This is a genomic window from Massilia jejuensis (assembly GCF_042656795.1).
In the GTDB taxonomy this organism is placed as follows: domain Bacteria; phylum Pseudomonadota; class Gammaproteobacteria; order Burkholderiales; family Burkholderiaceae_D; genus Telluria; species Telluria jejuensis.
This window is the reverse complement of sequence record NZ_JBHSMS010000072.1, coordinates 71,579-86,322: the sequence shown is the minus strand read 5'-3', so window position 1 is coordinate 86,322 and position 14,744 is coordinate 71,579. Positions and strand designations below refer to the sequence as shown.

At 65.4% G+C, this 14,744-nt stretch carries 11 protein-coding genes; 6 read left to right on the top strand and 5 right to left on the bottom strand.

Translation table 11 applies throughout. The features are described 5' to 3' along the window. The first annotated feature begins 275 nt into the window (after window positions 1–275). Entirely contained in the window at window positions 276–1,856 is a 1,581-nt protein-coding gene (locus tag ACFPOU_RS20580; RefSeq protein ID WP_379725775.1) for an isocitrate lyase, read from the top strand. A gap of 95 nt (window positions 1,857–1,951) precedes the next feature. On the opposite strand, the gene ACFPOU_RS20575 is transcribed toward ACFPOU_RS20580, so the two are convergent. Further along, the gene (locus ACFPOU_RS20575) at window positions 1,952–3,208 is read right to left on the bottom strand and encodes a glutamate carboxypeptidase (protein WP_379725772.1); all 1,257 of its coding nucleotides are present in this window, start codon (window positions 3,206–3,208) and stop codon (window positions 1,952–1,954) included. A gap of 127 nt (window positions 3,209–3,335) precedes the next feature. Further along, window positions 3,336–6,260: a bifunctional diguanylate cyclase/phosphodiesterase gene (locus tag ACFPOU_RS20570; protein ID WP_379725769.1), complete on the bottom strand. Its 2,925-nt coding sequence runs from the start codon at window positions 6,258–6,260 to the stop codon at window positions 3,336–3,338. Between the two features lie 120 nt (window positions 6,261–6,380). On the opposite strand from ACFPOU_RS20570, the gene ACFPOU_RS20565 reads away from it, so the two are divergent. The 3 genes from ACFPOU_RS20565 (at window position 6,381) to ACFPOU_RS20555 (ending at window position 7,933) form a co-directional block, all read left to right on the top strand. Beyond that, window positions 6,381–6,590: a DUF2256 domain-containing protein gene (locus tag ACFPOU_RS20565; RefSeq protein ID WP_379725766.1), complete on the top strand. Its 210-nt coding sequence runs from the start codon at window positions 6,381–6,383 to the stop codon at window positions 6,588–6,590. A gap of 99 nt (window positions 6,591–6,689) precedes the next feature. Further along, a complete protein-coding gene (locus ACFPOU_RS20560) occupies window positions 6,690–7,121 on the top strand; it encodes a nuclear transport factor 2 family protein (protein WP_379725763.1) in 432 nt (143 codons plus the stop codon). A 134-nt stretch (window positions 7,122–7,255) separates the two neighbouring features. Then, window positions 7,256–7,933, top strand: a complete 678-nt coding sequence (locus ACFPOU_RS20555; RefSeq protein WP_379725760.1) for a type 1 glutamine amidotransferase domain-containing protein — start codon at window positions 7,256–7,258, stop codon at window positions 7,931–7,933. Window positions 7,934–7,995: 62 nt separating this feature from the next. Here ACFPOU_RS20555 and ACFPOU_RS20550 read toward each other — a convergent pair whose 3' ends face one another. Both ACFPOU_RS20550 and ACFPOU_RS20545 read right to left on the bottom strand, forming a co-directional pair. Then, entirely contained in the window at window positions 7,996–9,150 is a 1,155-nt protein-coding gene (locus ACFPOU_RS20550) for a branched-chain amino acid ABC transporter substrate-binding protein (RefSeq protein ID WP_379725757.1), read from the bottom strand. 176 nt (window positions 9,151–9,326) lie between these two features. Next, window positions 9,327–10,418 carry an alkene reductase gene (locus tag ACFPOU_RS20545; RefSeq protein ID WP_379725754.1) on the bottom strand — a complete coding sequence of 364 codons (1,092 nt, stop codon included), beginning with the start codon at window positions 10,416–10,418 and terminating at the stop codon, window positions 9,327–9,329. A gap of 171 nt (window positions 10,419–10,589) precedes the next feature. On the opposite strand from ACFPOU_RS20545, the gene ACFPOU_RS20540 reads away from it, so the two are divergent. Further along, complete coding sequence (locus tag ACFPOU_RS20540) at window positions 10,590–11,570, top strand: LysR family transcriptional regulator (RefSeq protein ID WP_379725751.1); 981 nt, start codon at window positions 10,590–10,592, stop codon at window positions 11,568–11,570. A 149-nt stretch (window positions 11,571–11,719) separates the two neighbouring features. Then, window positions 11,720–12,583, top strand: a complete 864-nt coding sequence (locus ACFPOU_RS20535; protein ID WP_379725748.1) for a CAP domain-containing protein — start codon at window positions 11,720–11,722, stop codon at window positions 12,581–12,583. Between the two features lie 45 nt (window positions 12,584–12,628). Here the strand turns inward: ACFPOU_RS20535 and ACFPOU_RS20530 are convergent, their stop codons facing one another. After that, window positions 12,629–14,689, bottom strand: coding sequence for a M13 family metallopeptidase (locus ACFPOU_RS20530; protein ID WP_379725745.1), 2,061 nt, complete (start codon window positions 14,687–14,689; stop codon window positions 12,629–12,631). Between the last annotated feature and the right edge of the window lie 55 nt (window positions 14,690–14,744).

The window sequence follows — 14,744 nt, the reverse complement described above, 5'->3', positions numbered from 1 at the left end:
GCGGCCTGTGTTGCCTGCAAATATGACACCTCCCTGCATTGCCGATGCTAAAACCGCGTTTCACAATGTGGATACTTGCGCGCAAAATTGTGGCGAGGTCGTTTCATTTTCCGGAAATTCATGTCGCATGGTGAAACAAAAATTCTAAAGGCCTGTTTTTAATCGAAATTATTTTCGTCCTATGTCTTATATAAGACACAGCAGGCCACCCTAGATCGGGTATGATTTGTTCAGGCCACACGATTCCTCATTCGCTTTATTTTCCGGAGATTTACATGTCACAGTACAAAGACGATATCCAAGCCATCGCTGCCCTCAAGGACAAGGAAGGCAGTGCCTGGAACGCGATCAATCCCGAGTCGGCCGCCCGCATGCGCGCCCAGAACCGCTTCAAGACCGGGCTCGACATCGCCCGCTATACCGCCAAGATCATGCGTGACGACATGGCTGCCTACGACGCCGATTCGTCGAAGTACACCCAGTCGCTCGGCTGCTGGCACGGTTTCATCGGCCAGCAAAAGATGATTTCGATCAAGAAACATTTCAACAGCACCGAGCGCCGCTACCTCTACCTGTCGGGCTGGATGATCGCCGCCCTGCGTTCCGAGTTCGGTCCCCTGCCCGACCAGTCGATGCACGAGAAAACCGCCGTCGCCGGCCTGATCCGCGAGCTGTACACCTTCCTGCGCCAGGCCGACGCGCGCGAACTGGGCGGCCTGTTCCGCCAGCTCGACGCGGCCGAGGGCGACGCCAAGCAGGCGATCCAGGACCAGATCGACAACCACATCACGCACGTGGTGCCGATCATCGCCGACATCGATGCCGGTTTCGGCAATGCCGAAGCGACCTACCTGATGGCCAAGCAGATGATCGAAGCGGGCGCTTGCTGCATCCAGATCGAAAACCAGGTGTCCGACGAGAAGCAGTGCGGCCACCAGGACGGCAAAGTCACGGTGCCGCATGAGGATTTCCTGGCCAAGATCCGCGCCGTCCGCTACGCCTTCCTGGAACTGGGCGTCGAGGACGGCCTGATCGTCGCCCGTACCGATTCGCTCGGCGCCGGCCTGACCAAGCAGATCGCCGTCACCCGCGAGCCGGGCGACCTGGGCGACCAGTACAATTCCTTCCTCGATGTGGAAGAAGTGTCGCTCGATGCGATGAGCAACGGCGACGTCGTCCTCAAGCGCGACGGCAAGCTGCTGCGTCCGAAGCGCCTGCCGAGCAACCTGTTCCAGTTCCGTGCCGGCACCGGCGAAGCGCGTTGCGTGCTCGACTGCATCACCTCGCTGCAAAACGGCGCCGACCTGCTGTGGATCGAAACGGAAAAACCGCATATCGCCCAGATCGGCGGCATGGTCAGCGAAATCCGCAAGGTCATTCCAAACGCGAAGCTGGTCTACAACAACAGCCCATCGTTCAACTGGACCCTGAACTTCCGCCAGCAAGCCTACGACCAGATGAAGAGCGAGGGCAAGGACGTGTCGGCCTACGAGCGCACGCAACTGATGAGCGTCGAGTACGACGACAGCGAACTGGCCAAGGCTGCCGATGAAAAAATCCGCACCTTCCAGGCCGACGCGGCGCGCGAAGCCGGCATCTTCCATCACCTCATCACGCTGCCGACCTACCATACGGCGGCGCTGTCGACCGACAACCTGGCCAAGGAATACTTCGGCGACCAGGGCATGCTGGGCTATGTCGCCGGCGTGCAGCGCAAGGAAATCCGCCAGGGAATCGCCTGCGTCAAGCACCAGAACATGTCGGGTTCGGACATCGGCGACGATCACAAGGAATACTTCAGCGGCGAAGCTGCCCTGAAAGCCTCCGGCAAGCACAACACGATGAACCAGTTCTAATCCAGCACTGAACCGAACTGACCCGTTCTGGTTCAGGAACGAACGACGCCACCCTCGGGTGGCGTCGTCGCTTGGGACGGCGGAACAACCCGGCCTCAGCGCCCCAGCGGCCGCGTGCTCAGGTCCATGATCATGCGCGTCAACAAATACAGGCGCGGCGCAATGCTGTTGAGTTCCGCATATTCTTCTTCCGAATGGATGTTGCCGCCCACAATCCCGAAGCCGTCGAGCGCGGCCGCGCCGACGCCGCTGGCGAAGTTGGCGTCGGCCGCGCCGCCCGAGCCTTCCATCGTCAGCTTCAAGCCCAGCTCAGCGTAGATGGCCTGGGCGCGCGCGGCCAGCGCCTCGGTGCGCGGCGTGATTGGCATGGGCGCCATGCCGCGCACCAGGCTGCTCTTGACTTCGGTGCCGGCGATCAGTTTCATCTCCGCCATGCGCGCCATTTCCTTCTCGACCCGGTCGAATTCGCCCAGGTCGGTGGCGCGCATGTCGCCGCGCACGCTGGCGGCATTCGGAATCACGTTGGCACGGTCGCCCGACTTGATGACCGTGAAGTTGACGGTGGTTTGCCTGGCGCTGTCGCCCAGCCTGGACATTTGCAGCATCTGGTGCGCCGCTTCCATGGCCGCGTTGCGGCCGGCATCGGGCGCGACGCCCGCGTGCGAGGATTTGCCTTTGACCTCGATCGCCAGGTCGGCGGTGCCCTTGCGCCAGACGACCAGGCCATCGGCGGCACGCCCTGACTCCATGCTCAGCGTGACATCGTGCTGTTTCGCCAGCGATTCGATCAGGGGGAACGTGCCCTTCGAGAAGGTCTCTTCGTTCGTGTTGACGAGCAAGGTGATCTGTTTGAAATCGGTGAACTTCATCTGCTGCAGCAGCCGGATGGCGAACAGCGCCGCCACGATCCCGCCCTTGTCGTCCACCACGCCCGGGCCGTAGGCACGCTCGCCCTGGATGCGGAAGGGCCGCGCGGCGGCCGTACCGTCGGCAAACACCGTGTCCATGTGGGCCATCAGCAGGATTTTTGCCTTGCCCTTGCCGCGCAAGGTGGCAACGAGATTTTTCCCGACGGCCGGGGCGGCCGACGAGAACGCGACCTGCATGCCGAGCTTGTTCGCTTCCTCCGCAATCATGGCGCCGACCTGGTCCAGGCCCTTTTCGCTGCCGGTGCCGGAATCGATGTTGACCATGCTTTCCAACATCTTGATTACCTCTGGCTTGGCCTGGGTGGCACGGTCCAATAAGGCCTTGTCGACCGGACCGGCCGCCGGCGCGGTACCGTGGAACGCCAGGGCGACGGCGATCGCCAGGCTATATTTCATCATCGGGCGGGAAGCAAAAACAGCCATGGCCATCCTTTTGAAATGATTGACATGATATTGTCCAGCGCCGAGCCTAGCACACTCCTGCTTAGCAAAAACAAACAATTCGGGGCTGCGCGGGACAGCGCGCGGCGACAGCGTCTGGGACGGCCGGTCAGGCGCTCAGCCGTACCTCCAGGCGTTCGATCACCTGCTGCACGTCTTCCGCCGGCACCGGCGGACTGAAGAAATATCCCTGGCCGATGTGGCAACCGTGCGCAAGCAGCCAGTTCATCTGTTCCTTCGTCTCGACGCCTTCGGCCACGATGGTCATTTTCAGGGCGATTCCCATTGCGACAATGGCCTGGGTCAGTTTTTCCGCGTTCGGGTCCTGCAGCATGCTGCGAATGAAGGACTGGTCGATCTTCAGGCATTGCAGCGGCAACTGGCGCAGGTAACTGAGCGAGGAAAAGCCGGTGCCGAAATCGTCGAGCGCCGTGGCAATGCCGGCGTCGTTCAGCGCCCGCAGCACGTTCTGGGTCTCGCCGAGTTCGCGCATGAAACACGATTCGGTCACCTCGACTTCCAGCGCCGCGGCCGGCACATGGTATTGCGCCAGCAATTCGGTCAGGTAGCCGACCAGGTTGGGCGAGAGGATGTCGACGATCGACAGGTTGATGGCCACCGGCAGGCGCGTCGAGCCGCTGCTGCGCCAGCGTGCCTGCTGCGCGATCGCGCTGCGCATGACCCAGCGGTCGATGCCGATGATCTGGTCGCTGTTCTCGGCGATCGGAATGAAGGCGCCCGGGCTGTTTTGCCCGCGGGTCGGGTGGTTCCAGCGCACCAGCGCTTCGAGCCCGATCACCTTGCGCTTGACGAGATCGACCTTGGGCTGGAACACCAGCGACAATTGATTGCGCTCCACCGCTTCGCCCAGGTCGCGCTCCAGCAGATAGTCGTCGCGCTGGTTCGAGGCCATCACCAGTTCGAACACCACGCTGCGCCCGCGCCCCAGCGACTTGGCCTGGTACAGCGCCAGGTCGGCGTGGCGCAGCAATTCGCTCACCGTGCGGCCGTGGCCGGGCGGGATCGCGATGCCGACCGAGATGCCCAGCTTGAATTGCTGCCCCTTGATGTCGAAGGGTCCCGCGATTGCCTGGTGCAGGCGCTCGGCGAAGGTCAGCGCGGTCGCTGCATTCGGATGCGGCAGCCTGAGCAGCAGCATGAATTCGTCCCCGCCCAGGCGCGCGAGCAGGTCGAATTCGCGCATCACGGCTTTCAGGCGCAGGCTCAGTTGCTGCAGCACCAAGTCGCCCGTTTCATGGCCATAGGTATCGTTGATCTTCTTGAAGTGGTCGAGGTCGAGCAGCATGAGCGCGGCGTCGTAATGACCATCCTCGAGGCGGCGCGACACTTCGTCTTCCATCGCGCGCCGGTTGTACAGGCCGGTCAGATGGTCGTGGTGGGCGCGCCAATGCAGGGTTTCCTGCATTTTCCGGTTCACTTGCAGCTTGTTGACCTCGCTCAGGATGCGCAGCAGGTTTTGCAGGGCATCGGCATCGGTCTGCTGCCACGGATCGGAGTGGCCCCGCACCGACTGCTTCCATACATCGAAGGAGCGGCGCGGTTCGAGGCGCACCCGGCCATCGGGCAGCGCGACGATGTCCTTGACCGGCTCGCCGCCCCAGCGCACTTGCTGCACCACTTCCTGGCGCGCCATGAAACAGAAGATGATGTCTTCGTCATGCCGCTGCGCCAGCAGCAGGCCCGCCGCGTCCGGCAAAAAGATGAGCGAGCGCCGGCGCGAGGTCAGCAAGTCGTCCCACATGCGCACCTGCGCCCCTTCGCCCTGGATATCGAGCCGCGATGCGACCTCGTCGAGTATCTGGTGGGTCGCGCCCAGGCACCTGCCTGTTCCGCCGACCCAGGCAAGCGTGCCGATCTGGACACCCATGGTGCTGGCATTGAATGCCGGCAGCAAGCGCGGCAGCCATCGTTCCAGCACGGTCGGAATGTCGCCATCCTGGATCATGGCTTGGTGGAACTGGTTCAGCAAGCGGTCCAGCGTCAGGCGGTGGCGCACCGCTTCGAGGTGCAACAAGGCCTCGATGCGCATGTTGGCGATTTCCGCCAGCAATTCCGACAGCTGGCGCATTCCTTCCCGGATCTGCTCGGGCGGCGTCCGGGGCCGGTGGTGGTGGCAGGCGATCAGCCCCCACAGCTTGCCGTCGCAGACGATGGACAAGGTCATCGTCGCGCGCACGCCCATGTTGCGCAGGTAGGACAGGTGCACCGGCGACAGCCCGCGCAGCATGCAATGGCTCTGGTCGAGCGGTTCGCCGCTCGGCAGCAGCGGCGGCACCAGGCCGTCCATCGATGCCTCGACGTCGGCCAGCACGCGCAGCTTGTTGGTGGCGTAGAGCGCGCGCGCCTGGCTGGGAATGTCGGAGGCGGGAAAGCGCAGCCCGAGATACTTCTGCTGGTACTGCGCCGAGGTGTGCTCGGCGACCACCTCGCCGCTGCCATCGTCCAGAAACCGGTAGATCATCACGCGGTCGAAATCGCTCACTTCCTGGATGACCCTGGCGCACTCGCGAAAAAAGGCGTCGAGGCCCTCCGCGCGGCGCAGGCGCGCGACGATTGCGGCGAAGTTGGCGAAGATGTGGTGTTGCCGGCGCAACTCGTCGGCACTGGCTTGCACGGGCAGCCATTCGAGCACGGCGACCTCGCCCGCGCGGTGGCCCAGGCATTCCCACAGCAGCGCGGCGGGCCGGGCGTCGGCGGCGGTCTGCTCGAAGCGGGGGCGCCAGGGCAAGACCACCAGATGGGAACTGGGCAAGGCGTCGATATCGGGGGCGCGCTCTTCGTCGATGGTGACGGCCCAGTCGGCAAGCGGCTGCGAGAGCAGCGTGGCGGCATCCGGCAAACCCGGCCAGTGGTGGACGATGCCGGCAGACACTTGAACGATGCAGGCGCTCGCGAGGTCGGCGACGATCGTGAACCCGTAGCGCTGCACCGTACCCAGCAGATGGATGGGCTCCTCCGCGCAGGTCTTCTCCAGTTCGACCGGGATGGTGTCGTCACGCACACCGGGTTTCATGCTATTGAATTCCCTTATGACACGTCGACCCTGCTTCACGCGACCATTCGCGCGACCGCGCTTTCCGGCGCCAGGCGTAAAGAGGCCCGCATCGAAGCGATTGTAAGGCAGATCGGCGGCGTGCGCTTTGGTTCCTGCGGCGCCACCCAGCGCGATGGCGCTACAATCGCCCGCATGAAGATGCGCCAGAAATCCCAGCTGCCCGTGAAAACCTGCGCCCACTGCGGCTTGCCCTTTACATGGCGCAAGAAGTGGGAGCGCGACTGGGAGCAGGTCAAGTACTGTTCGCAACGCTGCCGCCGCAGCGTGGCCGCAGCGGCGGCCGCCTGAGGGCGCGGCCGCGCACGGACGGCGCCCGCGGCGCGCGCCGCTTGCACATGGATGCCGCCGGCGCATACTGGCATCTCCCGACTTGCGGCGGAGGCGTTCATGCACGAGCAACGGAATACGGCCCTGGTCCAGGACGCCTACGCGGCCTACGCACGTGGCGATGTCGAGCATGTTCTCGCCTGCATGTGGCCGCGCGTCGAATGGGAGATACCGGCCGTGCCCGCGCTGGACTTTACCGGCAAGCGCCATGGCTGCGGCGAGGTGGCCGAGTATTTCCGCCAGGTCGTCGAAAAACAGGTGCTGCGCGCATTCACGCCGCGCGAATTCATTGCCCAGGGCGACAAGGTGGTCGTGCTGGGACACGGCGCCTGGACCGCCAGGGAGACCGGCCGGGATTTCGAGAGCGACTGGGTCCACGTGTTCACGGTCAAGGATGGCCGGATCGCGGCGTTTCGCGAATTCATGGATGCGCATGTGGCGGTGGAGGCCTTCCAGTGCTATCCGCTGGCGGCGGATCCCGCCCCGCACTGACACCGGCGCACAGCCTACCCCGCGACTGCGCACGCGACTTGTCACATGCTGTAGCGTGAACGGCGCGAGCCGAAACGCGGGCTTTTGCTACAGTGACGCAGCACGACTCACCGATCACTGCAAAGGACCCCCGCATGAACATCCTGATGGTATTGACCTCGCACGACCAACTCGGCGACACCGGCAAGAAAACCGGCTTCTGGCTCGAGGAATTCGCCGCGCCTTATTACACGCTCAAGGATGCCGGCGCCCGGCTGACGCTGGTATCGCCGCAGGGCGGCCAACCGCCGCTCGACCCGAAGAGCGACGAACCGGATTCCCAGACCGAAGCGACCAGGCGCTTCAAGGCCGATCCGCAGGCACAGGCGGCGCTGGCGGCCACCGGCAGGCTCGCCGAAGTGGATGCAAGCGGATTCGACGCTGTCTTCTATCCGGGCGGGCACGGCCCCCTGTGGGACCTGGCCGACGACAAGGCCTCGATCGCGCTGATCGAAGCCATGATCGCCGCCGGCAAGCCGGTCGCGGCCGTGTGCCATGCGCCCGGCGTGCTGCGCGATGTCAAAGGCGCGGACGGCAAGCCGCTGGTGAGCGGCAAGAAGGTGACCGGATTTACGAATACCGAGGAAGAAGCGGTCGGCTTGACGCAGGTCGTTCCCTTCCTGGTCGAAGACATGCTGAAGAAAAATGGCGGCATCTATTCGAAGGCAGGCGACTGGCAGCCGTATGCGGTCACCGACGGCTTGCTGGTCACCGGCCAGAATCCGGCATCGTCGGAAGTGGCGGCGCAAGCGCTGCTCAAGCTGCTGGCCTGAGCGCCGGCGCCGGAATGAACGAGGCCAGCCCCAGGCTGGCCTTGTCGCTTCAGCGCCGGATGTCAGCGCAGCACCATCAGTTTGGTCTTCTGCCCCTTGCGGTAGGTGTACAAGGTCAGCGCCGCATTCTTCAGGTCGCCCTTCGGATCGAAGGCGATGCTGCCGGTCACGCCCTCGTGCTTGACGGTGGTCAGCGCCGGCAGGAATGCCGCCGGCGCGCTCGAATTGGCCTGCTGCATCGCTTTCGCGAACACCATCACCGCATCGTAGGCATAGGGTGCATAGGTTTGCACCGGCATCTTGTAGCGTTGCTGGTAGCGCTCGTTGAATGCAGCCAGGCCGGCTTCCTGCGGACCGCCGACACCGCCGGCGACGACGCAAAACACCTTGTCGTCGACCAGCGCGTCGCCCGCCAGCTGCGGCATTTTCTCGGAACAGACGCCGTCGCCCGAGACCAGTTTCGCGCGCAGCCCGAGCGCCTTCATCTGCTTGAGCATGGGACCGGCCACCGCATCCATGCCGCCATAGAAAATCACGTCCGGATCGCGCGCGCGGATCTGGGTCAGGATGGCGTTGAAATCGGTTGCCTTGTCGTTGGTGAACTGGCGGCTGACCACGGCGGCGCCGGAACCGGCCTGCTTGACGCGCTTGACGAATTCGTCGGCCAGGCCCTGGCCGAAGGCCGTGCGGTCGTCGATCACGGCGATTTTCTTCGCCTTCAGGGTGCCGATCGAATAGGCCGCCAGGATGCGCCCGACCAGGTTGTCGTTGGCAACGATCCGGAACGCCGTCTTGAAACCCTGGTTCGTATAGAGCGGCGTGGTCGCGGCCGGCGAGATCTGCGGGATGCCGGCGTTGCTGTAGATCTTCGAGGCCGGCACCGTCGTGCCCGAATTGAGGTGGCCGACCACGGCCGCCACCTTCGCGTCGACCAGCTTCTGCGCCACCGCCGCGCCCGTCTTCGGATCGGCGGCGTCGTCTTCCGCTTGCAGGAGCCATTGCACCTTGTTGCCCGCGATCACAATGCCTTTTGCATTGAGCTCGTCGATGGCCATGCGGGCGCCGTTTTCGATGTCCTTGCCCTGGTGGGCGCCGGTGCCCGAGAGCGGCGCAGCCGTGCCGATTTTCACTTGCACGACCTGGCCGGCCGGCTGGGCATGGGGGGAGGGCGCGGCCAGGACAAGCATGGCAGCGGCGGCGATGGCGGGAGTATGCATGGCGGATTGATCGTGGATGGTGCCGACGATTGTACTGCCGGGTGGACGGTTAAATGAAATGCAATTGTGCACGGGTGGAGCCATCCTTGCCGGGTCGCCCGGCATCGTCGCGTCACGCAAGCGTCAATGAACAACGCCAACCCGAAGGTTGGCGTTCTCGTTCCCGCTAAACCAGCTTAGGCCGCCTGCTCCAGCGTCGGATAATCGATATATCCGGCCTCGCCCGGCACATAGAAGGTCTGTGGATTGGGCGTATTGAGCGGCGCGTTCAGCTTCAGGCGCTGCACCAGGTCCGGATTGGCGATATACGCGCGCCCGAACGCCACGGCATCGGCCCGGCCCTCCTCGACCGCATCGATCGCCATCTGGCGGTCGTAGCCGTTGTTGGCGATATAGGTGCCCTTGAAGGCCTGGCGGGCCCAGGCGAAATCGAAGCCGGGCACGTCGCGCGGTCCGCCGGTGGCGCCTTCGATGAAGTGAATGAAGGCGATGCCGCGCTTGTCCAACTCCTCGACCAGATAGCCGAACACGGCTTGCGGATTGCTGTCGGCCAGGTCGTTCGCTGGAGTCACCGGCGAGAGACGGATACCGACCCGGCCGGCGCCGACCTCGGCCACCACGGCGTCCACCACTTCCAGCGCGAAGCGGGCCCGGTTCTCGATCGAGCCGCCGTACTCGTCCGTGCGCTTGTTGGCGCCGTCGCGCAGGAACTGGTCGATCAGGTAGCCATTGGCGCCATGTATTTCAATGCCGTCGAAGCCGGCACGGATCGCATTCGCCGCGCCACGGCGGTACTCGGCGACGATTTCCTTGATTTCATCGAGCGCCAGGGCGCGCGGCTCCGGCGCCTCGACCTTGCCGGCGTGGGTATAGGCCGTCACTTTCGCGGTCACGGCCGACGGGGCGATCGGCTGCGCGCCGCCCGTCAGCTCCGGGTGCGTGACGCGGCCCACGTGCCAGATCTGGGCGATGATCTTCGAGCCGGCATCGTGCACGGCCTGGGTGATCGGTTTCCAGCCTTCGACCTGCGCGTCCGAGTAAATGCCGGGCGTGGCCATGTAGCCCTTGCCGACCGGCGAAACCTGGGTGCCTTCGCTGATGATCAGGCCGGCATTGCTGCGCTGGCGGTAGTATTCGATGTTCATCGGGCTGCCCGGCAGGTCGCCGGCGGCCTCGTCGGCGCGGCTACGGGTCAAGGGCGCCATCACGACACGGTTGGCAACCTCGATGTCGCCGATACGGGTGGGCTGGAAGAGTTTGTTGGTCATGGTCGATCCTTTTCTTGTCCGAGAGGGAAATATTCGGGCCGCCGGTCGCTGCACTATCGGGAGCCAGCGCCGGCGGCCACTACAGCATCGACTATAAGTATTCCTGGCGCGCGCGGATAGACCAGTGCGGATGATATGATTTATTCCTGACAGGAATAGATGGAGCATGACATGGACCGTTTGCGCTTGATGGAAACCTTTGTCCGGGTAGTTGAGACCGGCAATTTCTCGGCCGTCGCGCGCGAGGAGCGCAGTACCCAGTCGGCCATCAGCAAGCAGGTGCAGGCGCTGGAAACCATGCTCGGCGTGAAATTGCTGGTGCGCTCGACGCGCAGCCATTCCCTCACCGAGGCGGGCAAGCGCTATTACGAACGCTGCCGCACCGTGATCGATATGCTCGAGGAAGCGCGGGTCGAGGTCCAGCGCACCGAGAACGAGATTTCGGGGGTGTTGCGCGTGGCTGCCCCCGTCTCGTTCGGCCGCTTGCACATCGTGCCGCGGCTGGGCGCCTTCTTTGCGCGCTATCCGCGGCTGAAGCTCGACCTGCAACTCGACGACAGCTTCGTCGACCTGGTGGTGGGCGGTATCGACGTCGCCTTCCGCGTCGGCGAATTAAAGGACAGCCGCCTGATCGCGCGCCGCATCGGCACCGCGCACCGGGCGGCGCTGGCCTCGCCCGGCTACCTGGAAAAGCACGGCGAGCCGCGGCATCCCGGGGAGCTCGGCCAACACCAGTGCATCGTCTACACCGGTCTGGCCAACCTGAACGAATGGCATTTCCAGGACGAGGACGGCGCCCAGCACTCGGTGCGCGTCAACGGCCACCTGCAGTCGAACAGTTCCGAGGCGATCCGCGCCGCCGTGGTCGAGGGCCTCGGCATCTGCTACACGCCGCAATGGGCGTACGGCGACGACATCCGTGCCGGGCGCGTCAAACCGATCCTGACGCGCTACCGGCTGCCGCCGCTGCCGCTGAACGTCGTGTTCCAGCCGGCACGCCGGCCCTCGCTGAAGATCAGCCATTTCGTCTCCTTCTTCGCCGACGAATTCGCGATCGATCCGGATATTTCGCCGATGCTGGGGCTCGACGGCGTCCCGCGCGATGCGCTGCGCAAGCTCGGCGGCGGCTACGCCGACGTCGGCGGACCATGAGCGCAACCCCGGGTCCAGTTGCCGGCAAGGGCAACCGGAAAAGCACGGGTCGCGCCACGCGGGTATGCTCGACCGGAAATCGATGTGAATTCCGGCCGCCGACAGCACGTGGCACCTATTCCGGCGGGCCGGCGTCGCCACTTGCCGCCATGCCGCCGATGCTCCGTATCCGCTTCCGATTCCTCCTCGCCGCGGCCGCCCTGCTCCTTGCCGGCGGCGCGCAGGCGCACAACGACGGCCGCCTGGTCGCCCTGGTCAATGCCTATCGCGCGGCGCCCGGCGCCTGCGCGGGCGTCCGTTTCGCGCCGGCGCCCGGCTTGACGCCCCAGGCGGCGTTGGGACGCGTACGCATCGGCCCCGGCGCCTTTCCCGAATACGAACTCGAGCGCGTCGGCTACCACGCGGCCCGGGTCGAGATCATCTCCACCCGCGGCGCCCTGGATGCGGCCGGCGTGATGGACCTGATCCGCCAGCCCTACTGCCGCGTGCTCCTCGATCCGGCCTACAGCGACATCGGCGCCGCGCGCCAGGGCGAGCAATGGACGATCGTGCTGGCGCGCCCGCTGTTGCCGATCACCCTGCCCGCGCAGGAGGTGGTCGGGCGCGAGATCCTGGCGAGGGTGAACGCCGCGCGCGCCGTGCCGCGCAACTGCGGCGAGCGCGCCTTCGGCGCGGCCGCGCCGCTGGCCTGGGCCGACGCGCTGGCGGCGGCGGCGCTGGCGCACAGCCGCGACATGGCGGCGCGCCGGCGCTTCGCGCACCAGGGTTCGGACGGCAGCGAGGTGGCCACGCGCGCCACGCGCGCCGGCTACGACTGGACACTCATCGGCGAGAACATCGCGGCGGGCCAGCCCTCGGCCCAGGAAGCGGTGGCCGGCTGGATCGCCAGTCCGGGCCACTGCGCCAACCTGATGAATCCTGCCTTCACCGAAATGGGCGCGGGCTACGACATCAGCCGCGCGCGCATGCCGGGCTTTGTCTACTGGACCCAGGTGTTCGGGGTGCGGCGCTGAAGCCGCCCGCCCCATCCTGCCGCAAACGCCCGTTGCAGGCGAGCGTTACCAGAAGGTCACGCGCTGCTCCGGCGCCAGGTACATCTTGTCGCCCGGTTGCACGCCATAGGCACGGTAGAAGCCGGGGTGGTTGCGCATGCTGCCGTTGACGCGGAATTCCGGAGGCGAATGCGGGTCCGATTTCACCTGCGAGATCAAGGCCGCGTCGCGCGCCTTGCCGCGCCGGGCCTGGGCCAGGCCCATGAACAGGCGCTGCTCGGCGGTGAAGCCGTCGATCATCGGCGCCGGCCTGCCCTCGAGCGAAATGGCATAGGCGCGGCTGGCCATGATGGCGCCGGCGTTGTCGGCGATGTTTTCGCCCAGCGTCAGTTCGCCGTTCACGTTGTAGCCGGCCAGCGGGCTGTAGGCGGCGTACTGGGCGACCAGCACCTTGCCGCGCGCGGCGAACTTTTCCGCGTCTTCCTTCGTCCACCAGTTGCGCAGGTTGCCGTCGCCGTCGAACTGCGAACCCTTGTCGTCGAAGGCATGGCTGATCTCGTGTCCGATCGAGATGCCGACCGCGCCGTAGTTGACCGCCGGTTCGGCGCCGGCGTCGTACAGCGGATACTGCAAGCGCGCGGCCGGGAACACGACTTCGTTCAGGGTCGGGCTGTAATAGGCGTTGACCGTTTGCGGCGGCATGCTCCAGGCGGCGCGGTCGACCGGCTTGCCCAGCTTGGCGATGGCGTGGTCGTGCGCGAACTGGCGCGCGCGCATCACGTTGCCGACCAGGTCATCGCGCGCGATCTTCAGGGCCGAGTAATCGCGCCACTTGTCCGGATAGCCGATCTTGGCCTTCAGTTTCGACAGCTTCAACTGCGCCTGCTGTTTCGTTTCGTCGCTCATCCAGTCGAGGGTCTGGATGCCTTCGCGGAAGGCGACCACGAAATGCTGCACCATCGCCTCGACCTGCTGCTTGCGCTCGGCCGGGAAATGGCGCTCGACATACACCTTGCCGACCATCTCGGCCAGGTCGCGGTTGACCTGGGCGACGGCCAGCTTGTCGAGCGCGCGGTTTTCCTTCGCGCCCGAGAGGATGGCGCCGCGGAAGGCAAAGCCCTCGTCCACGAACGGCTTGGACAGGTAGGGCGCGTAGCTGCCGAGCAGGCGCAATTCGAAGTACGTGCGCCAGGTCCCGAGCGGCGTGGCGGCGATCAGCCGGTCCAGGGCGGCCAGGTAGCTCGGCTGGTTGACGATCAGCGCATCGACCTTGCCGTGCGCGCCCGTTTCCTTCATCCAGGCACTCCAGTCGAAGCCGGGCATGCTCTCCTTCAACTGCGCGAGCGAGCGCTTGTTGTAGCGCTTGACCGGATCGCGGTTCTCGACCGCGCTCCACTGCGCGCGCGCGATGTCCGTTTCCAGGGCGACGACCCGCGCGGCTTTTGCCGCCGCGTCCGCGTGGCCGGCCAGCGCCAGCATCTTCGCCACATGGGCCTGGTATTTGTCGCGGATGTCCTGCAGGCGCACGTCGTCCTGCAAGTAGTAGTCGCGGTTGGGCAGGCCCAGGCCCGACTGGCTGACCGAGACCACCACGCGGGTCGCGTCGCGGTTGTCCTGGCCGACATGCATGTCGAGCGGCGAGCCGGCGCCGATGCGCGAGAAATGCGCCGCCAGTTGCGCGATGCCGCGCTTGTCTTTTAACGCTTTCACACGCGCGAGTTCCGCATCCAGGGGTTGCAGGCCGAGCGCATCGCGGCGCGCCTCGTCGAGGTAGCTCGTGTAGTAGTCGCCCATCTTTTGCGCGGCGGAGCCGGCCTTGGCGCCCTTGTCGCGCGCCGCCCCGGCGATGATGCCGGTGATCTGGCCTTCGACCTTGTCCTGGGCCGCGTTGAAGGCGCCCCAGCTCGAACGGTCCGCGGGAATCTCGACATCCTTGAGCCACTTGCCCTGGCTGTAGCGGAAGAAGTCGTCCTGTGCGCGCACCCCGCTGTCGATCGCGGCGACGTCGACCCCCGAGACGGCGGCGGCAACGACGGCCGATGCCTTCGGGTGGTCGTCGGACGCCCCGGCGTGGGCGGCGACGGCGAACAGCCCCGCGGCCAGGGTGCTGCGCAAGATAGACTGCATGACGGCTCCGTGTTCCAGTGTTGTAAATCAGGCGATGCTAATGGAAAAGCCGGGC

Bases quoted from the DNA above. Each gene is read 5' to 3' on its own strand.
- ACFPOU_RS20550 (WP_379725757.1), bottom strand. From the start codon at position 9,150: ATGCATACTCCCGCCATCGCCGCCGCTGCCATGCTTGTCCTGGCCGCG.
- ACFPOU_RS20580 (WP_379725775.1), top strand. From the start codon at position 276: ATGTCACAGTACAAAGACGATATCCAAGCCATCGCTGCCCTCAAGGAC.
- ACFPOU_RS20530 (WP_379725745.1), bottom strand. From the start codon at position 14,689: ATGCAGTCTATCTTGCGCAGCACCCTGGCCGCGGGGCTGTTCGCCGTC.
- ACFPOU_RS20555 (WP_379725760.1), top strand. From the start codon at position 7,256: ATGAACATCCTGATGGTATTGACCTCGCACGACCAACTCGGCGACACC.
- ACFPOU_RS20545 (WP_379725754.1), bottom strand. From the start codon at position 10,418: ATGACCAACAAACTCTTCCAGCCCACCCGTATCGGCGACATCGAGGTT.
- ACFPOU_RS20535 (WP_379725748.1), top strand. From the start codon at position 11,720: ATGCCGCCGATGCTCCGTATCCGCTTCCGATTCCTCCTCGCCGCGGCC.
- ACFPOU_RS20560 (WP_379725763.1), top strand. From the start codon at position 6,690: ATGCACGAGCAACGGAATACGGCCCTGGTCCAGGACGCCTACGCGGCC.
- ACFPOU_RS20575 (WP_379725772.1), bottom strand. From the start codon at position 3,208: ATGGCTGTTTTTGCTTCCCGCCCGATGATGAAATATAGCCTGGCGATC.
- ACFPOU_RS20540 (WP_379725751.1), top strand. From the start codon at position 10,590: ATGGACCGTTTGCGCTTGATGGAAACCTTTGTCCGGGTAGTTGAGACC.
- ACFPOU_RS20570 (WP_379725769.1), bottom strand. From the start codon at position 6,260: ATGAAACCCGGTGTGCGTGACGACACCATCCCGGTCGAACTGGAGAAG.